Source organism: Myxococcus sp. SDU36 (assembly GCF_030168875.1).
In the GTDB taxonomy this organism is placed as follows: Bacteria; Myxococcota; Myxococcia; order Myxococcales; family Myxococcaceae; genus Myxococcus; species Myxococcus vastator.
The window spans coordinates 6,741,198-6,759,984 of sequence record NZ_CP077414.1 but is presented as its reverse complement, the minus strand read 5'-3'; the positions used below and the strand labels follow the sequence as shown (position 1 = coordinate 6,759,984).

Annotated in this window: 17 protein-coding genes; 11 read left to right on the top strand and 6 right to left on the bottom strand. The window is 70.9% G+C overall.

Going from position 1 to position 18,787, the window contains the following annotated elements; all coding sequences use genetic code 11:
* Window positions 1-57 precede the first annotated feature (57 nt).
* The 8 genes from KGD87_RS27460 to KGD87_RS27425 all read left to right on the top strand — a co-directional run bounded on the left by KGD87_RS27460 (window position 58) and on the right by KGD87_RS27425 (window position 8,278).
* Window positions 58-927: an alpha/beta fold hydrolase gene (locus KGD87_RS27460; protein WP_284663809.1), complete on the top strand. Its 870-nt coding sequence runs from the start codon at window positions 58-60 to the stop codon at window positions 925-927.
* Between the two features lie 61 nt (window positions 928-988).
* Window positions 989-1,558: a hypothetical protein gene (locus KGD87_RS27455; RefSeq protein WP_284663807.1), complete on the top strand. Its 570-nt coding sequence runs from the start codon at window positions 989-991 to the stop codon at window positions 1,556-1,558.
* A 183-nt stretch (window positions 1,559-1,741) separates the two neighbouring features.
* Entirely contained in the window at window positions 1,742-2,638 is an 897-nt protein-coding gene (locus tag KGD87_RS27450; protein ID WP_284663805.1) for an ABC transporter ATP-binding protein, read from the top strand.
* A gap of 41 nt (window positions 2,639-2,679) precedes the next feature.
* Window positions 2,680-3,444: an ABC transporter permease gene (locus KGD87_RS27445; RefSeq protein WP_284663804.1), complete on the top strand. Its 765-nt coding sequence runs from the start codon at window positions 2,680-2,682 to the stop codon at window positions 3,442-3,444.
* Window positions 3,431-4,681, top strand: coding sequence for an aminotransferase class I/II-fold pyridoxal phosphate-dependent enzyme (locus KGD87_RS27440; RefSeq protein ID WP_284663803.1), 1,251 nt, complete (start codon window positions 3,431-3,433; stop codon window positions 4,679-4,681). The genes KGD87_RS27445 and KGD87_RS27440 overlap by 14 nt, the downstream gene beginning before the upstream one ends.
* Window positions 4,678-5,589, top strand: a complete 912-nt coding sequence (locus KGD87_RS27435; protein WP_284663802.1) for a nucleotidyltransferase domain-containing protein — start codon at window positions 4,678-4,680, stop codon at window positions 5,587-5,589. The genes KGD87_RS27440 and KGD87_RS27435 overlap by 4 nt, the downstream gene beginning before the upstream one ends.
* Before the next feature lie 14 nt (window positions 5,590-5,603).
* Window positions 5,604-7,292: an alpha-amylase family glycosyl hydrolase gene (locus KGD87_RS27430; RefSeq protein WP_284663800.1), complete on the top strand. Its 1,689-nt coding sequence runs from the start codon at window positions 5,604-5,606 to the stop codon at window positions 7,290-7,292.
* The gene (locus KGD87_RS27425; RefSeq protein WP_284663798.1) at window positions 7,289-8,278 is read left to right on the top strand and encodes a nucleoside-diphosphate kinase; all 990 of its coding nucleotides are present in this window, start codon (window positions 7,289-7,291) and stop codon (window positions 8,276-8,278) included. The genes KGD87_RS27430 and KGD87_RS27425 overlap by 4 nt, the downstream gene beginning before the upstream one ends.
* Before the next feature lie 5 nt (window positions 8,279-8,283).
* Here the strand turns inward: KGD87_RS27425 and KGD87_RS27420 are convergent, their stop codons facing one another.
* Window positions 8,284-9,072 carry a hypothetical protein gene (locus tag KGD87_RS27420; RefSeq protein WP_284663797.1) on the bottom strand — a complete coding sequence of 263 codons (789 nt, stop codon included), beginning with the start codon at window positions 9,070-9,072 and terminating at the stop codon, window positions 8,284-8,286.
* A gap of 221 nt (window positions 9,073-9,293) precedes the next feature.
* On the opposite strand from KGD87_RS27420, the gene KGD87_RS27415 reads away from it, so the two are divergent.
* From KGD87_RS27415 to KGD87_RS27405, 3 genes are read left to right on the top strand one after another with little or no spacing between them, the layout of a single operon-like run.
* Window positions 9,294-11,900: a PEP-utilizing enzyme gene (locus KGD87_RS27415; RefSeq protein ID WP_284663795.1), complete on the top strand. Its 2,607-nt coding sequence runs from the start codon at window positions 9,294-9,296 to the stop codon at window positions 11,898-11,900.
* Window positions 11,893-12,522, top strand: a complete 630-nt coding sequence (locus KGD87_RS27410) for a gamma-glutamyl-gamma-aminobutyrate hydrolase family protein (RefSeq protein ID WP_284663793.1) — start codon at window positions 11,893-11,895, stop codon at window positions 12,520-12,522. The genes KGD87_RS27415 and KGD87_RS27410 overlap by 8 nt, the downstream gene beginning before the upstream one ends.
* Window positions 12,519-13,283, top strand: a complete 765-nt coding sequence (locus KGD87_RS27405; RefSeq protein ID WP_284663791.1) for a phosphocholine cytidylyltransferase family protein — start codon at window positions 12,519-12,521, stop codon at window positions 13,281-13,283. The genes KGD87_RS27410 and KGD87_RS27405 overlap by 4 nt, the downstream gene beginning before the upstream one ends.
* Window positions 13,284-13,286: 3 nt before the next feature.
* Here the strand turns inward: KGD87_RS27405 and KGD87_RS27400 are convergent, their stop codons facing one another.
* The 5 genes from KGD87_RS27400 to KGD87_RS27380 form a co-directional block, all read right to left on the bottom strand.
* Complete coding sequence (locus KGD87_RS27400) at window positions 13,287-13,802, bottom strand: hypothetical protein (RefSeq protein WP_284663789.1); 516 nt, start codon at window positions 13,800-13,802, stop codon at window positions 13,287-13,289.
* A 102-nt stretch (window positions 13,803-13,904) separates the two neighbouring features.
* Entirely contained in the window at window positions 13,905-15,236 is a 1,332-nt protein-coding gene (locus KGD87_RS27395; RefSeq protein WP_284663787.1) for a peptidoglycan-binding protein, read from the bottom strand.
* Between the two features lie 151 nt (window positions 15,237-15,387).
* Window positions 15,388-15,858, bottom strand: a complete 471-nt coding sequence (locus tag KGD87_RS27390; protein ID WP_284663786.1) for an NUDIX hydrolase — start codon at window positions 15,856-15,858, stop codon at window positions 15,388-15,390.
* Window positions 15,855-16,970 (bottom strand): DUF2380 domain-containing protein, encoded by a 1,116-nt coding sequence (locus tag KGD87_RS27385; protein WP_350100006.1) that lies wholly within the window; start codon window positions 16,968-16,970, stop codon window positions 15,855-15,857. Before KGD87_RS27385 ends, KGD87_RS27390 begins: the two co-directional genes overlap by 4 nt.
* Window positions 16,971-17,385: 415 nt before the next feature.
* Entirely contained in the window at window positions 17,386-18,735 is a 1,350-nt protein-coding gene (locus tag KGD87_RS27380) for a hypothetical protein (protein WP_284663782.1), read from the bottom strand.
* Window positions 18,736-18,787: the final 52 nt, after the last annotated feature.

Sequence of the window (18,787 nt, the reverse complement as noted above, 5' to 3'; positions counted from 1 at the left end):
CCCGGAGCGTATCGGAGATACCGTCAGGCGCCATCCCTGGCGACGACGCTCCGAGACATGACGACCACCGATATGCAGACCCCAGAACGACAGGGGACGACAGCGCTGCCCGACGGGCGCGTGTTGGGCTGGAGTGAATGGGGCCCGCTCACGGGCAGGCCCGTATTGCTCTGCCCGGGAGCGGCGACCAGTCGCTGGCTGGGCTTTGGCTCGGCGGTGTTGGCGGAGACAGGCGTCCGGCTCATCTCCGTCGACAGACCTGGTCTGGGGGCCTCCACGCCCATGCCACGGCGGAGCCTCCTGGACTGGGCAACGGACATCCGACACCTCCGTCTTGCCCGGGCGCTGAACGGGCTCCGCGCGGTGGGATTCTCCCAGGGCGCGCCCTTCGCGCTCGCTTGCGCGGCCTCACAGGAGGTGGAGGCGGTCGCGCTCGTTTCAGGCGGGGATGAACTGGCACACCCGGCCATGCGCGCACTCCTCCATCCGGATGTCGTGAAGCTGGTGGACCTCACCGCCACGGCGCCCGCGCAAGCCGAGGCCTTCTTCGCGAGGATGAGCGCCCAGATGATGTGGGACATGGTCATCGGCATGAGCCACGAAGCGGACCGCGCCGTGTACACCGAGCCCCGTTTCGCCGAAGCGTACCGGCGCGCGCTGGACGAAGCCTTCTCACAAGGCACCGCGGGCTACGCACGCGACACCGTGCTGGCCATGTCCCCGTGGCCCTTCAAGCCCGAGTCCATCTCCGTGCCGGTGGACCTCTGGTACGGAGCGCTCGACACCAGCCCTGTTCACTCACCGGACCATGGACAGACGCTCGCAGCGAGGCTTCCCACGGCCCGGCGCCGCGTGGAGCCAGACGCAGGGGGCGCGCTGCTGTGGACGCATGCCGAGCCCATCCTTACGTCGTTGTTCGCCCGGTAGGCGCACGCGCGACGGCGCACGGCTTCCCATCCGGATGCACTTTGAAACAGACTCTCCACCCATGCGAGTCGAGCGCTGGGTGGAGGCCTGCCGCGGCAAATGGGTGCCCCTGCTGGGCGTGCTCGGGCTCGGGCTTCTCGTGAGCGGCAACTTGCTGGTGGGCTACGGCTGCGAGCGCGTCTCCTCCGAAGACATGCTGGTCCGGCTCAACGCCCTCTTCCAGCCGCAGTCTCCCGCCCAACGCGCCATCTACAGGCAGCTCGTGTTCGCCGTGGACACGTTCTCTCCGCTCGTCGCCGGGCTCTCGCTGGCGATGCTCGTCGCGGCGCTCTGGGCGCGTGTGGTGAGGTCCTCTCGCACCGTGGCCATGCTGGTGCTCGGCCCCGCCTTGAATACGCTCCTCCTTCTGGCTCGACAGGGCATCTCCCACCTCGAGTACATCCGGGTGACCTGGAGTCCCCCACCCGCGCTTGAAGACATCATCGCGTGGGTCCTGCTTCGCGAGCGCGCCGTCGACACCCTGCTGACGCTCAGCATGAGCGCCACCTGCGTGCTGCTGGTGGTCAGCGCCTTCGCCAACGGCGTTCGACTCCTCCGCGGACTCACGACGCGGAAGAGCGTTCAGACCTAGCACTGGTCACAGCGCTCGCCCTCGAGCTTGGAGCGCCCCCGGAGCCGCGCGGCGCCATCGGCATGACGCTAACGCCCGATGTCAGACCGCTCCGGTACAAGCCATTCCAGCAATGACTGGAAAAGCTAAAAAATCAGACAAACACTCGCCTCTCGAAGTCCGGCCCGGGCGGACCCACTGACCATGGGACACACGCCGGAAACCATCTTTCTCTTCGCGCAGGGGCTGTCCTTCGCCTTCGCGGGTGGAGCGCCCGTGCTCCGCGACGCCACCCTTCGCTTGAGAGGGGGGACTTGCGTCGGGCTGCTCGGGGCCAACGGCGCGGGCAAGACGACGCTGCTGGGCGTGCTCACCCGCACCGTGCGAGGGACAACCGGAGGCGCGCTCCGGCTCGACGTGGGGGCGCTCCCCGCCCGCCGCGCCATCGGGTTCGCGACGCAGGCCATCGCGCTCTATCCCGTGCTCACGGTGGAGGAGAACGTCGGGCACCTCGCGCACCTGCTGCTGGGCCGCGAGCAGGCGAAGGCCGCCATCGACCGGACCCTGGAGGAGTTCGCGCTGGGTCCCATCGCCCGCACGCGCGTGCACCACCTGTCAGGAGGGCAGCGGCGCCTCGTGCACCTGGCGGCGAGCTTCGTCCACGCGCCCCCCATCCGGCTGCTCGATGAGCCGACCGTCGCGCTCGACTTCGAGGCCCGCCAGCTCGTCATGCGGCGGGTGCGCGCCTGGCGCGAGGAGGGCGCCGCGGTGCTGGTCACCGCGCACTACCCCGAGGACATCGAGGAGCTGTCCACGGAGCTGGTGCTGCTGCGGGACGGAACAACGCGCGACCTGGGAGCGCTGGGCGCCGTCTTGTCGAGCCAGACGCGCACGCTGTCGCTGCGCGGCGAGCGCCCCACGGACACCGCGTGGGAGCTCGCGCTGACCACCAACAGCCTGGAAGAGGTCCGCTCGAAGCTCGGCGAGCTCCCCTCCGACGTTTACCTCTCCGAGCTGCGCCTGTCCGGAAACCGGCTCCGCGACCTCCTGCTGAGAGACCCGTCGCTGAGCGCCTTCGCTCGGGAATCCGAGGCCCCATGAGTCACGACCCGTCGTCCCCTCCCTCCGCCACACACGGCGGAGTGGCTGGCTTTTTCAACGAGGCGCGGTGCTACGCGCTGACCGAGTGGCGTGTCCTCGCGCGCGAGCGCACGGCCATGGTGTTCATCTTCATCCTGCCCGCGGTCCTCTCCGCCATCCTCGGCCCGGGTGTCTCGGGGCTCAACGCGGCGCCGGGCGCCATGGGCCGGGCCACCATCGGCTTCGCGGTGATGTTCAGCTACATGGTGGTGACGTACTCGGGTCACGCCTTCTACCGGGACTTCTGGTACCACACCCAGGGCAGGCAGGCGCTGCTCCGCCCGTCGAAGCTCGCGTTCGCCATGGGCAAGGTTTTGCCCGCGTGCGCGATGTCCTTCGCGCAGCTGCTGCTCTTCACGGGCTTCGCGGCGGCGTTCCTGGGCCTGCCGCTGAACGGCAGCCTCCCTCAGGTGGCGCTCACCGGCGCGGTCCTGGTGGCCAGCGGCGCGGCCCTGGGCTTCCTCCTCTTCGCCGTCACCCGCAGCACCGCCACGCTCTCCAACCTCTCGTACCTCGTGCTCGTGACGTTCAGCGCGGTGGGTGGCGCCATCGTCGTCACCGAAGCCCTGCCGGGATGGTCGCGCGCGCTCGGCCATGTCACCCCGCACTACTGGGCGCTGCGCGCGCTCAACGAAGCCACCTTCGGCGAGGGCCGCTGGAGCGTCGTGCTCCAGAGCGCCGCCGTCATCCTCACCTTCACCGCCGTGTGCGCGACCGCCGCGAGTCTGGCGTTCGACTTCCGGGACCAAAAGCATGACACCACATGACCCAATCACCGCGGGCCGCTCTCGGGCGCCCGTCATCCAGAAGCTGCTCGGCGACCCGCGCGTGGCCCAGGCCCGCCTGGGCAGGCGCATCGGGCGCCTCCCGTACTTCACGCGGGTGGAGTCCGCCACCGGCCCGCTCACGCGCATGGAGGGCCGGGACATCCTCAACTTCGGCTCCAACAACTACCTGGGGCTCGCGAACGACGCGCGCGTCATCGCCGCCGCGCAGGAGGCCTCGGCCCGCTGGGGCGCGGGGGTGACGGGCTCGCGGTTGCTCAATGGCAACCTCGCGCTCCACGAGGAGCTGGAGGAGGCCCTGCGCCGCTTCTACGGCCGCACCGGGGCCATGGTGTTCTCCACCGGCTACGGCGCCAACCTGGGCCTGATGAGCTCGCTGCTCGGCCGCAATGACCGCGCCTGGGTGGACGAGGAGATGCACGCCTCCGTCCTGGACGGCGTGTGGCTGGCACGCGCGACCATGAAGCGCTTCGCGCACAACAACCCCGAGGACCTGCTGAACCAGGCGACGCAGGAAGACTCCACCGGCCTCTGCGTCGTGGAGGGCGTCTATTCCATGCGTGGGGACCGGGCGCCGCTTCGCCGGTTCCTGGAGGTGTGCCACGCCACGCGGCTGGCGCTCATCGTGGACGAAGCCCACGGCCTGGGCACGGTGGGCGAGCGGGGGCTGGGCACCGTGGAGGAGGAGGGCATCGTCCAGGACGCGGACTTCATCACGGTGACCTTCTCCAAGAGCCTGGGCTCTTGCGGCGGCGCCATCATCGGGGACGCGGACCAGATTGAAGCCCTGCGCGTCCTCACGCGTCCCTTCCTCTTCACCGCCTCCAACACGCCCGCCTCCGTGGCCGCGGCCCTCGAGGCCCTGCGCATCCTCCAGGCGGAGCCGGAGCTGGTGCGCGAGCTGAAGGCGCGGGTGTCGTCGCTGCGCGAGGCGCTCACGGCGCGCGGGCTGCGGCCCCTGCCGTCGGATGGACCCATCGTCAGCGTGGAGGTGGGCGCGGACTTCGACACGCTCCAGGCGTGGCGGCTGCTGTGGAACCGGGGCATCTACGCCAACCCGGTCATCCACCCGGCCGTCCCAGCCGGCCGCGGCCTGCTGCGCCTGAGCGTGATGCGGACGCATGAGGCGCAGATGGTGCACACCGTCGCGGACGCGTGCGCGGACGTTTTCTCGGACTTGCAACTGTCCCAGCAGGGACAGGGGAAGGTGACATCATGAAGCGCACGCATCAGCTCTCCAATGGCCAGCCGCTCACCGCGGAGACGCTCCGCGCCCACGGCGTGGACCTCGACCACATTCTGCCGGGGCTCGTCAGCGACCCCGCCTCGTGCGGCGTGCTGCTGACGGGCTCGCTCGCGGCCGGCAATGGCACGCCCAGCTCGGACGTGGACCTGATGGTGCTGGTGCCGCACCGCACGTCGCTCGTCACGGCGCGGGAGGGGATGCGCTTCAAGAACAGCCGCTTCAGCGAAGCGCTCCAGTACTGCGACGGCATCGAGGTCAACATCGAGCTCGCCGAGCGGGGCCGCGTCGCGGAAATCATGACGTGGATGACGGCCATCGCGCCGGCGCTCTACAAGCCGTCAGAGCTGAAGTTCGTCCCCATCATCGACGGCCCGGAACTGCGCTTCCTGCACCGCCTGCGCACCGGCGTGCCGCTGCTCAACCCGAGCCTCGTCGCGAGCTGGCGGGATGAGTTCCTCGTCGAGCTGCTGCCCACCTACCTCACCGTGCGGCACTTCATGGAGGTCCACGAGTACCTCGAGGACGCCATCAGCCACCGCGCCACCAGCGAGGAGTCCAGCCGGCACGTCGCGCGCATCGCCGTGGAGGAGGCGCTCGTCTCCATCCTCGCGACGCTGGGGGTGACCAGCGCGTCGCGCAAGTGGCTCCTCATCGAGTCGCACAAGGCGATGACCACCGCGGGCGAGGTGGACCGGGCGCTGCTGGCGGAGGGGCTCTCCATCCTCGCGGACTGCGCGGCGGGCCCGCTGGGTGACTGCCTCACGCGCATCGAGGCGCTGCATCAGCGCATGGCCGCGCGCATGTCGGCGGAGCCGGAGCTGGCGCGCGCGGTGGAGTTCCTCCAGGGCAGCATCACCTACGTCCTCGAGCACCAGGCATGACCGCCCCCCGCACCATGGCTGAACCGGTCCGCGCCTCGGCGATGGCGCGGCTGGGAGAATCGCTGGGCCGGCTCCATGGCGCGGAGCGCGCGGACGCGCGAGCCCGGGCGCTGGCGGAGGAGGCGGCGGCGGCGGACGTCCGCGCGCGCGTCCGGCCCGGGCACGCGGCGGCGAGCGCGCGGCCCGCGGTCATCGCCGTGTACCCGGACCACGTGGTCGACGGCGGCGTGGCGCCCCTCGCGGCGCTGCGGCGCTTCCTCGACGAGGAGGTGGGCCCCCTGGGGACGACGCTGCTGCACGTGCTGCCGCCCTACGTGTCGGACGGCGACGACGGCTTCGCCGTGGTGGACCACCAGGCCGTGCATCCACGCCTGGGGGGGTGGGAGGACCTGGAGCGGCTGGCGGAGGTGGGCGGCGGGCTGATGCTCGACCTGGTGCTGAACCACGTGTCCACCGCGCACCCGGGGTTCCGGGAGGTGCTGCGCGGCGCGGGACGGCCGGAGGACTTCCACCTCTTCCAGGAGCCACGGGCCATCGAGTGGGGCACGCGGGTGCGGACCGCTCCCCTGCTCCAGCGCTTCGACGCCGGGGGGCGCCCCGTGTGGGCGTGGTGCACCTACGGACGCGCGCAGGTGGACCTCAACCATGGCTCGCCGGAGGTCTTCGAGCGCACGGCGCGGACGCTCCTGCGGCTGGTGGCGGCGGGCGCGCGCGTCATCCGCCTGGACGCCATTCCCCACGCGTGGAAGCGCGTGCCCGGCGGGCCACACCAACCCGAGGCGAAGGTCCTGGTGCGCGCGCTGCGCGCCGTGGCCGACCTGGTGGACCCCTCGGTGCGCCTGCTCGCGGAGACGGACCACGGCGCCGGGGAGCGGTGCTACCTGGGCGAGGAGCTGGCGCAGCACGACAACCACCTCGCGGTGCCGCTGCTCGTCTTCGCGGCGGCCCTGGCGGGCGAGGGACAGCCCCTGGTGGACTGGGTGAACGCGTCCACGTCCGACGCGCGCCACCGCGACGGCTACGCCTTTCTCCAGACCCATGACGGCGTACACCTGCGGCCCATGGACCCGCCGCTCGACGCGCCCACCCTGCGGCGCGTGCTCACGCGGCTGGAGCGCGCGGGCGTCCGGGTGTCCCACGCGGAGGTGGGGGGCGAGTCACGGCCCTACGAGCTCAACAGCTCCCTGCACCGCATCTTCTCCACCGAGGCGGGGCTCGACGCCGAGCGCTACCTGGCCGCCCACGCGCTCCTCTTCGCGCTCCCCGCCACTCCTTGCCTCTACTTCCCCACGCTCTTCGGACTGCCGGACGCGGTGGAGTTCGAGCCCTCGAACCCGCGCGCCGCGAACCGGCACCGCTACGCATACGAAGCGCTCCGCGAGCGGGTCCGGCAACCGGTGCATGCGCGCATCCTGAAGTCCCTTCTGAGACTCATCCACCTGCGCGAACAGGCGCCCGCGCTGACGGAGGACGGTGGCTGCGAGGCGCGGCTGCCCGCCCCGGGGGTGCTCCACCTGGCGCGAGGCCATGGCCATCAGCCCCTGCACGTCCTGGTGAACTTCGGCGTGGAGCCCGTGTCCGTCTCCACGCCCCTGCGGACCTGGAAGGACCTGCTCGGTGGGCGCCAGGGCAGCGGGCCCGTGTCGCTCGCGCCGGCCGAGGCGCTGTGGCTCGTCGAACCCGGGAGCGGAGAACACCCATGAGAAACCTCGCCAGTGTGTCCGGCCTCGTCGACGACTTCGCCACGCGTCCTGGGAGCGAGGCGTTCGTCTTCACGTTCTTCGACCCGTATGCCCTCGGGCTCGGGCTGGCCGAGGAGGCGCTCGCGTACCTCCAGCGCGAGGGCTTCCACGTCGTGGACCGGCGCTTCATCCAGTACACGCAGAGCACCATCGAGGCGGTCTACAGCCCCAACCGTCCCATCGCGGTCGACAAGACGTGGGCCGTCCCGAGCGAAATCTATCTGCTCGAGCCCTCCTGCGCGCTGCTCCTCCACACCCCGGGGCGGTCGGCCTGCGCGGCGTTCAAGGCGCTCAAGGGCTCCGCGGACCCGCGCAAGCGCTCGCCGCACCACCTGCGCAGCCGGCTACAAGCCCCGACGCGCGCGCTGAGCCTCATGCACTCCTCGGACGACACACGCGCGACGCTGGAAGAGGCCGCCACGGCCTTCGACCCTCGCGAGCTGCGCCTGCTCCTGGCGTCACGGGGACAGCCCACCCGTCGCGCCACGTCGCCGGGGCAGCAGCTCCCGGAGGCGCTCGTCGGACGGGCGTGGCGGCCTTCGCCCATGGAGTTCCTGATGCACCTGCGCTTGCGGCTCGCCGAGGAGGTGGAGCTCATCGCCCCCTTCCCCGAGGCGCTCGTCGGACCGTGGCGCGAGGCCAGCAGTCAGCTCGCCGCGCTCCGCGCCGAGCACGACGCGTCCCGCGAGCTGTACCTGCGCGGGGTGGCTCACGAAGCCGCGCGGGTGGCGGAGGTGGTCCGCGCGGGGCTCGCGCATCCACGGCGGCCCGGGATGTTCGACTACCGCGTGGAGCCGGCGCTCATCGCCACGGTGCTGGAGCTGCTCCACCAGCCCGCGCTGTACCGCGAGACGGACCTCACGCGGCTCATCGGCCCGCTGGGGGCGCTGGTCCGCAACGCCTACGAGCGCGTGCTCCTGCGCAGCGCGCTCCAGGAGTTCGAATGAGCCCGTCACTCCGCCAGCGGCACCCGGTCAAGCACCCGGCTCTTGAGGATGAGGTCGTCGTGCGTGCGCAGGATGGAGAGCTCGTTCACCTCGAGCTCCACGATGACGCTCTCCCGGAAGCTCCGCAGCACGCCGAAGAGCTCGTCCGCCTCATGCACGTCCAGCTCGGCGTTGAAGCGCAGGTGGTCCATCAACTGCAAACAGCCGATGTAGAAGCCGGGGTGGAGCGAGTGCCCCAGCCGCTTCTGGACCTCGGTGAGGTGGTCCACCGGCTCCGGACCCTCCGTCAGCTCCGGGTAGACGGGGAAGTAGATGCGGCCGTTCTTCTTGCCCCAGAACCAGCCGCCCTTCACCTGGACGCGGAAGCGGGGGAAGCCCTCCAGCCGCTGCTTCACGAAGGGGACGATGTCCTGCGCGGGCATCCGCTCATGCAGCCCGTTGCAGATGGTGAAGTGGTGTCTGTATTTGCGCCGCTCGACGAGGTCCCACGCAATCTTCCGCGCCGCGGCCGTCATGGCGACAGCGTTCATGAAGCGGTTGAACGAGGGGCTCTGGGCGAAGGCGCCGAAGTCCACGAAGCCCACCAGCGAGATGCGCGGCGCGCGGTAGGTGCCCAGCCAGTCGTAGCCGGCCTTGAGGTCGAACGGCACGACCTCCGGATGGTCGGGCCGCACCAGCGGCAACTGCATCAGCCGGTATTCGTAGGAGAGGACATGGTCCTCGGATGGGCGGGGCTGCAGCTCGTTGCCCGCGCGGCGATACGCGAGCCGCTCCTCCGTGGCGAAGGTTCTCATGCATTCAATCCACCACACGTGGGCAGGGGCCACAATGCGATGCCTCGCTCGTGCCATGCGCCACGTCCGCCCGTGCGAGGCTGCCCGTGACTGCCCTGGACCGTGACACCGCGACGCTTCACCTCACCCCGCGGGTCGGAAGCGCGCCCGACTGCCGGAGCCGAAGCATCGGCCCCACCCACGCCTCCATGCGCGTCTGGGCCGAGCGTGTCCTGAGCACCTTGGCCCAGTCATATGACGGCGCGCCGCTGACGCTCGTCTTCAAGGGGACGGTGCTCCCCCGGCCGCGCGCGCTCCACGCGCTGCTCCAGCAGGCCCCCGCCGTCGTCGCGACCTGGCGGGGCGCGTGCCGGTTCATCCTCGGGAGGACCCAGGCCGTGCGAGGCGCGCTGGAGGGCTGGGACCTGGACGAGGTGGCGGGCCGCCTCACCCAGGCCGGAGACGTGGCGCACCTTGAGCTCCGGGAGGACGAGGCCACGAGCGAGCCGCTCACCCCCGTGGGCCGGCTCGTCCTGGGGGACAAGGCGCGCACGCTCGACGTCCTCTCGGAGCTGCACGGGCCGTGGCGCATCTGCCAGCCGCTCGTCGTGCGAGGCGAGGAGTGGGCACGGGACCAGGACGGCGTGCGCTCCCGTGTGCACGAGCGCTTCGGGAGTGAGCGCGTCGTGGTCCGCTCCTCCTGCTCCGCGGAGGATGCGTGGAGCGCGTCGAACGCCGGGCGCTTCCTGTCGGTGCTCGACGTGGACGCGGGCGACGCCGCGGCCCTCCGCGGCGCCATCTCGGACGTGTTCGACTCGTATGGCCCGGGGGCGGCGGCGGAGAAGGTCTTCCTCCAGTCCTACGTCTACCCCGTGAGCGAGAGCGGCGTGCTGATGGCGCGGCACCCGGAGACGCTGGCCTCCTACTGGGTGGTGGCGTCGGACGTACACAGCGGGCGAACGGACCAGATTACGTCCGGGGCCCTGGAGAAGCCCTCCTCCGCCTATGTGGAGCACGGCGTCCCCAAGGGGCTGCTTCCGGACTCGCTCCGCCGCGTCGTCACCGTGGGCCGCGAGCTGGTGAAGCTCATCGGGGTGGAGGCGCTCGACATCGAGTTCGCGCTGGCGGGCGGCGACTTCCACCTCTTCCAGGTGCGGCCCATCGCCAAGGGCGCGTCGCTTCCAGAGGGGAGCGAGGTCCGCCGCGCGAGGTTGCTCGCGGAGGCCTGCACGGCGCACCAGGCGCTGCTGCGGCCGAAGGGCACCGTCATCGGAGAGGGGCCCGTCTACAGCACCATGACGGACTGGAACCCCGCGGAGATGATTGGCCGGCGCCCGCTGCCGCTCGCGCGGACCCTCTACGGCGGGCTCATCACAGACAGGACCTGGGCGGAGCAGCGCGCCGGCTACGGGTACCGCGACCTGCGCGGCGTTCCCCTGCTCCGCGACTTCGCGGGGCATGCCTACGTGGACGTGCGGGCCTCCCTCAACTCCTTCATCCCCGCCGTCACCCCGTCGCACGTGGCGGAGGCCCTGGTCTCCCACCAGCTCGCCCGGCTGGCCGAGTCACCGGAGCTTCATGACAAGGTGGAGTTCGAGATCGCCGACACCTGCGCGAGCCTGGGCCTGCGGGAGCGGCTGCGGCGCCACTACGGGGCCTCGGTGGATGCGGAGGAGCTGGACGCCCTGGCCGCGGCGCTGCGGGACCTCACGCTCAACGGGCTCCGCGAGCTGCCCGTCTGGCTGGCGCAGGTGGAGCGGCTGCGTGCCCACCCGTTCGCGCCCGGCTTCGAGGCTGGGCCGGGTCCCGTCCTCGCGCGCCTGCGGGAGCTGGGCACCCTGCCCTTCGCGCACCTGGCGCGGACGGCGTTCGTGGTGACCGCGCTGCTCAAGAGCTTCGTGCGCGAAGGCGTGCTCGACTCGAGCGAACAGCGCGAGGTGCTCCAGCGCATCCGGACCGTGGCCGGGCACCTGCAAGCGGACGCGCTCCGCGTGCGGCGGGGCGAGCTGGGACTGGAGGCGCTCGTCGCGGAGTTCGGGCACCTTCGCCCGGGGACCTACGACATCCGGATGCCGCGCTATGGCGCGGACCCGGAGCGGTACTTCGGTCCGCTCATCTCGGGAGCGGAGGAGCCCCCCAGACACGCGGCGCCGCTCCCCAGGGAGCTCCTGGAGCGCCTCGACGCGGGCCTCGAGGGCGCGGGGCTGGCGCTGACGAGCGACGCGTTCCTCGGCCACCTGGGCGCGGCCATCGCGGGCCGCGAGTACGGCAAGCATGTGTTCACCAAGACGCTCAGCGGCGTGCTCGAGCACCTCGCCGCGTGGGGAGAGCCGCTGGGGCTCAGCCGGGATGACCTGGCGCACCTGTCGCTGGAGCAGGTGGAGGCGGCGCTCGGGCTCCCGCCCGTTGAGGCGCGGCGGTGGTGCCGTGACGCCGTGGACGAGGCGCGCGAACACGCCGCCGCCGTCAACCTCATCGAGCTGCCGGACATCCTGGTGCGCACGTCCCACCTGCTCTTCCACGTGAGCAGCGGCGAGCAGCCCCTGTTCGTCACCAAGGCCTGTGTGCGCGCGCCGGTCCTGGTCGCCAACGGCCTGCCGGACCCGGAGCACGTCCGCGGCGCCATCGTGCTGCTGGAGCGCGCCGACCCTGGCTATGACGGCCTGCTCGCGCTCGGCGTCGCCGGCATCGTCACGGCGTACGGTGGCGCGAACTCACACATGGCCGTGCGCTGCACCGAGCTGCAGCTCCCCGCCGCCATCGGCGTGGGCCGGGAGCAGTTCCGGCGGTTGTCGGGCGGGCGGGTGATGACGCTGGACTGCGGGGGGCGCAGGCTCGTCCATGAGTGAGCGACGCGTGGTCCTGGTCACCCAGCGAAGCGACCGCGTCCCAGGGCGTCCGGAGGTGCGGGACGCGCTCGAGTCCTCCTGGGCCGCGTGTCTGTGGGAGGCTGGCTGGGTGCCGTTTCCCGCGGTGAACGTGGCCGCCGCGGCGGCCGCCCAGTTCGAGGCCCTCCGTCCCGCGCTCGTCATCCTCACCGGGGGCAACGACGCGCCGGGGACGGGTGAGGCGCACGTCCCCGCGCGGGACGAGGCGGAGTCCGTGCTGTTGTCGCTCGCCGCTCGGACGGGGACGCCGCTGCTCGGCGTGTGCCGGGGCGCGCAGATGCTCGCGCTCGCCGCGGGGATGCGGCTCGTGCGCGTCGAGGGACACGTGCGTGTGCGCCACGCGCTGAGCGGCCCGCTCGCCAGCGCGTGGCGGGGCCCAGCGGAGGTGGCGAGCTTCCACCACTGGGGCGTGGAGGAGCAGTCCTTGCCCGCCGGCTGGGACGTCCTCGCGCGCTCGGAGGATGGCGCGGTGGAGGCCTTCGCGAGCAGGCAGCGGCGCGCGCTGGGAATCCTCTGGCACCCCGAGCGCGCGCCTCACCACCTGGCGGCGGTCCTCGACTTCATGGAGGCATACAACCTGTGAAAGCAATCGTTCTGGCCGCGGGGCTGGGAACCCGCATGGGGCCGCTGGCGGCGAGCCGGCCGAAGTGTCTGGTGGAACTGGCCGGGGCGGCGCTGCTCGACCACCAACTGGCCGTCTACAAGCACTTCGGCGTCGACGTCACGGTGATGGCGGGCGCGTACCCGGAGCAGATTCAAGCGGGGCGCGACGTGCGCGTGGTGGTGAACCCGGCCTACACCACGGGCAACATGGTCGCCACGCTGCGCTTCAGCCTGCCCGTGGTGTCCCGGAGCGAGCCCGTCCTCGTCGCCTACGGGGACATCGTCTTCTCGCGCGAGGTGCTGGGGACGATGCTCGCCGCGTCCCGGGACATCGACGTCGCCGTCGACACGCGGTGGCGCCGCCTGTGGGAGCTCCGAATGGAGGACCCCACGACGGACTGCGAGTCGCTGCGCCTGGAGGGTGAGCGCATCATCGACATCGGCGCGCGGGTGCGGTCGGTCGATGAAGTGCAAGGACAGTACATCGGCCTGCTGCGCTTCGCTCCCGGGGTGCTGCACGCGCTCTTCGAGCGCTTCGACCTGCGCGTGGCACAGGATGCCCGCTACTGGAATACGTCGATGACGGCCTTCCTCCAGGACCTCATCCGCGACGGCGTGGCGATTCACGCCGTGCCCATCGCGTCTGGCTGGCTCGAGGCGGACAACGCGGAGGACCTGCGCCGCTACACCGAGGCCCATGCCGCGGGCACGCTGGCGGACCTCTGGTCTCCGGCGGCGTGAGCCTCAGATGAGGCGCACCCGTGGGTCCCCCGCGTCCTGGAGCAGGGAGAAGCCGGCGCGATAACGCTCCTGGATGCTGGGGACGGAGGTCAGCGCGCGGACGGCCTCGTCCCAGTCCGGCCACGTAAGGGCCTCCGAGCGGACGGCGTCGCTGAAGGGCGCGCCGTCCGTGAGGTGGAAGTGCACCTGCCCGACGTCCTGGCGCGGGCCCGCGTTGACGAGCACCGAGGACGGGGCCTGCTGCCGGGCGCTGGCGATGAGCGCGAAGAGGCCCGCGCGGAGCCCTGCATGGCGCGGGTGCGCCAGGGCGAAGACATCCGGCACGCCATGCAGGGGGACGGCGATGTGGTGGAAGGTGCCGTAGACCGGACGCGGGTGGCGGTAGAGGGCGGCATGCGCCGAGCGCGCCACGGAGGTGAGCGGCAGGAGCCGGTCCGCGTGCGCGAAGCCGAAGCGCACCAGGGCACCTGAAGCGGGAGTCCTCGCCATCTGGAACGCGACCTGTTTCAGGGTTGCCATGGACGCCCTTCACGCGTGTGTCAGCCGGAGGAATCATGTCCTCTCCGGCTGACAGGCGACGCTACTACAGCCCTGGCTCCGCGGCCGGACCCCGGCCCTGCATCACGACACGGGAACGGGCATGGGACTCACCTCCACCATGCCGAGGTTGCCATCCACGTACTCGGCCATCTGCTCCGGCGTCACCTCGATGGGGCCGTTGGGGCAGAGCGGGTCATTGACGATGTAGTTGCCCGACTCCGTCATGCCCGTCACGGTGACCCAGTGGCCACCGAAGTTCTCGCCCATCAGGTAGTTGTCATCGGCCCGCGCCGTGGGTCCCCAGGCCTGGTGGTCGGGGTCGTTACCGAAGGGATTGCCTCCGAGGATGACGGGATGCCCGCGAGAGAGCGCGGCGTCCACGGCCGCCATGTCGACGTCCGCCGAGCCTACGACGGTGGCCACGGCGCCCGCGTCCGTCACGCCCTCGGCCACCTGAGTCACGGTCATCGTCACGGACGTGTTCGAGTTCGGATCGTCGAGGATGTTCTCCCGCACCGTGTCGATGGCCTCGCCCGCGCCGGCCGCGCCCGGAGGCGCCATCGCGCCCACGGCCGTCGCCGCGATGACCACCGAGGCCGGGCCGCAGTCATTGCCGCCGTAGTACTTGCTGCCGTCGTTGAAGTCCCTGTAGCCCTCCGCACCACACTGGGCGACGTGGAAGGCCGTCGCCTCCTCCAGCGTCGAGACGGTGCTCGGGGACACGGGGGGCACCAGGTCCTCGCCGTTCAGGTCCTGCACTCGCACCTCGCCCCCCGGCAGGCGCGTGAGGGTGCCGTGCTCGAATTGCTGCACCATCGCGCCATCCCTGCCCGGCTCCAGCGGGCTCATGGGCCGCCCGAGCTGCGGCGCGTAGGCCTGGGCCAGGGAGGACATCGTGGGGTCCGTGGCCGGGTGCTGGGGGCGCTGCATGGCGGCGAGCGTGGCCGGGCTCATGGTGCCATCCGCGGGGCTGAGGCCTTCGGCGGTCTGGAAGGCCATCAGGGCCGCCTGCGTCAGGCGCCCGAACGTGCCGTAATCGGCGCCGCCCATGTCCAGGTAACCCGCGCCCTCGAGGAACTGCTGCAGGCGCGTGACGGGGCCATCATCGGCGCGGTCGCTCTGATTGAAGGCGACGCTGGCTACGTCCGTGGCGTCGGTCAGCGAGGGCGGACCGCCCCGCGGCTGGGTCGGCGGGACGGCGCAGTGGGGCGCCACGTTCACCTGCATCGCCAGTCCCTGCAAGCGCCTCAGCGCATCGAGGCTCACCACGTGCTCGAAGATGTCTCGCACGGGGTTGCGCGGAGGTGCGGGCGGCGCCTCCTTCACCCCTTCTTCCCGCGTCGCGGGGGTACACTGCGGCGCCGTCGGAGTCGACGACGGTATGAAGAATGAATGGCTCTGGATGCGTGACATGGAATTCCCCCTCTGGGCCTCCACGGCCCCGATGAACCGAGTATCGCGCCCGGCCACGCTCCCGTTGAATTAAGCCGAGTTAAATCTGTGGGCGCGAAAGCGCGGTCATGGGAGGGCTGTCGGCGCGGCCCGTGCTTCGCGCCGCTGACGCTCAGGCTTCTTCGTCGGGGAGGAGCGCCCGGAGGAACTCGTCGTCAGGGCCGAGCGGACGCCAGCCAGGACGAGGAGGAGTCGCGCGAAGCGCTGCCATGACTTGCTCGGCACGCTCTTGGTGGGACTCTGGTACGTGTCCGTACCAGCAGCCGAGCGCTTGGGCGACCTCGAAGCGGCTATCATCATCCATCACGGTCGGCCAACCGTCAGGGAGGCTCTCGGACAGCTCGCGCACGAGCATGTCGCGAACAAAGCGTGTGACATGCCTTTGTCGCTCCGCTTCGTCGAGGAGCCCGCTCAACACCTGTACTCCCGCGATGTCGTCCCGCCCAAGCTCGTCGGCCAGGAGATACAGCGGGATAGCAGGCCGCGCATTGGCGAAGGCCGTCAGCGAGTTGTAGCCGCGCTCGCGGACTCGCTCATAGAGGCGGGCCTTCCAGTTCCCCTGCCAGGAACGATCCTCGCTCATCGACTTCTCCCAGGAACGAAGTTCATCGGGAGCTTATGGGTTCTCATGTTCCTTGCGACGATCTTCAGGATCTCATTCCGAGTCAACACTCGGCCTGTCTCGCTCTCAGCCTTGCTCAGTACGCGCATGATCATCCGGTTCCACTCGCCGGGCCATATGCGCCCCAGCTTCCAGTTTCCCCCACCATGAATCGCCTCATGGTGGGCCCGCTCCAGCCGAACGCAGAACTGGTCGATGTCCAAGTCCCCCTTGAAGCCGCGCGCCTCGAACCACTCGCGGTGCTCCTTCGGCAGGACGTGGTGCTTCGGCGCCTCGGACATGCCCGCGCCCGCTCTGCCTGTCACCCGCATACCGCGCACTTCGGGGCTGTCACCCAGCGCGTCGCGCACGCCCTTGGGCAAGTCCTGGTGCGCCTGGGCCATCAGCACCTGTCCGCCGTGGATGCGGATGGCCGCGCTGACGGCTGGGAGGGAGATGACGCCCGCCTGCACGAGCCCTCGCATCATCTCCACCCACTCCGCGGAGACGACAAGCCGCGAGCCCACCATGACACCACCCGAACTCATCACGAGCCCCACGCCGAGCGTCGCGGAGGCTGCTGGGGGTGGCCGAGGGAGTGACAGCTTCAGCGTGGAAACCATGGCAACCAGCTCCATCACCTGCGCCGCCACCATGACCTTGCCGCCGAACTCCATGGCCGAGCGCGCATCCCGATGAATCGCGTCGAACTCGCGGGTCAGCTCCCCCATCAGCGCGGGCATCGCGATCGCCGCCCCTTCGACGCGCTCCGAGTCCCCCGAGGCGAGGTCGGCCAGGGAGGGCTCCATCAAGCCTTGGACGCGATGCAGGTCCACGAACAGCTTCTCGGAGCTGCACATGGGGCAGTCGCGGAGCAGTGCGTCAGCGAGTTGAAGGAAGTCCACCCACGCGGACAGCAACAGCGTTCCGAACATCGCGGCCTGAAGCCGAGGCCCCGACATGCGGAGGAGGCCCCGCTCCATGTCGGAATCCCCCACCTGTGACGCCACTCCCACCAGCGCGGTGGCACTCCCCAGCGCGCCTCGGAGCCACACCCGTTGCTTGGGGCCATGGTCGAGGTAGCGCGTGAACACTCCGGGGAGTCCCCGGCCACCGAAGGCGGGTGGACGCGACGCGAGTTGAGCGTGTACGGCCTCGCTGCCCTCCAGGGAGCGCTTCACCTCGGCAATGGCGTCGAGGACTGACTGACGCGCCGCTGCGCCGCTCCGCACTCCACCCCCGGCAGCTCCGGACACGGTGTCAGGCCCGGCTTCCGTTGCGTCGTGGCGTGGTCCCTGGCGACGCAGCCGCCGTGGGTGCACCTCGGCCCCTGAAATAGAAGACGGAGGAGCGGCAGGGGAGCGTGAGGGCTCATCGCTCGGCACTTCGTCCCACGCGGGGGACGTAGCCGCCACGCGCGGCGTGTAGCGCAGCGTTCCGCCGCGCCCAAGAGCATGCGGCACCGAAGCGCAGCCCGTGGCCAGCACCGCCATCCACAACAGCAGAGCGTCAGCGCGCATGGTCCACCCCCAGCCCCACCGAGGCGAAGGCCCCCGGCCGCAGCGTCCCTTCCGCCGAGGGGAAGAGCAGCGTGCCGCCCGTCCCCATCGCGTAAAGCCTCCCGCCCAGGAATCGCCAGCGCACTTCCGCCGCACCGAGGTAGCGCGCTCCGGGCTGTCCCATGCCGACTCCGAGCCCCTTCAACGCCACCTCCAGGCTGCGCGCGAAGAGCTGCACCGCCACACGCCCGTCCACGTCGAAGCGCCCCCAGGAGAAAGCTTCCGCGCCCAGCGACAGTCGCAGGTGCCTGGAGAGGCCCCCGTAATGGACGGCATCCCAGCCCACTTCCGCTTCCCCGAAGGCGGAGTAGCCGTCCGGGAAGGCAGCACCCGCGATGGGCCCACCGTCAGGGCCCGCTGCCTGGAAGCGCGCCAGCTCGTAGTCCGCGCCGAAGAAGCCTTGCCGGAAACCGCCGTGCTGGCGCCGCGCCTCCAGCCGAAGTCGCAGGTCGAGCCGCTCCGTCCCTGCGTCCACCCCCGCGCCCACCACGGCCCCCCATGCGCCGCTCGCACCAGGACGGCCACCCCAGCCCCCAACCAGGTGGACCTCGTAGTCAGGTCGCACCACCACCACCGCCGTTGCGTCGACGTGAGCCAGCGTCACCGTTGGCGCGTGGCCACCCGCGCGCCCCCAGTCATGCACGGCGGACAGGCCCAATGTGTAGCGTCCGTGCTCCTCGGGCTTGCCGAAGAAGAGGTGCTCCATGTCCAGGGAGAGCTCCGCCCCCATCAACCGCGCGCCCAGCACGTCCGAGGCGAAGGCTTCCGCGTAGAGCGGGCCGACGGTGCCGGTGAAGAAGCCCCCGGCCGGGTGGTAGTCCGGATTCGTCCGGTTGGAGTAGCGACGGACCAGATGCCCGGAGAGGAGTCTGTGTCCCTCCAAGGCGCCGAACCAGACGCCCAGGGGCGCGTCGTCCGAGCCGAACTTGAGGCCACGCACGAGCTGCCCCCAGTCCGAAAGGGAGTCCCAGTCCTCCCGCCGCACGAAGCCCGCGCCCTCACCACCACCCCACAGGCGAAAGCGCACGGGTGCGCCCACGTTCACTCCGAACTCGGGGCCGCCGTCGATGATGAGGGTGGGCTCCACCTGGATGAAGCCGGCGTCACCACCCGCGCCCGCGCGAGGAAGCAACGCAAACGTCGTCGCCTCCACGCGCGTCAGGGTGTGCCACCCACGCGCGGGAGGTGCCGTCGAGGCGGAATCTGCCTCTTCCTCTGGGACGGGAGGCTCCGAGGCCCATCCCAGCAAGGGGGCCAAGAGCAACACCAGTACGGCAGCACGACTCCGCATCCAACGCATACACGACTCCCGTGAATGCCCCCTCCTGGGGGAAGAAATGACACGCGCCTTC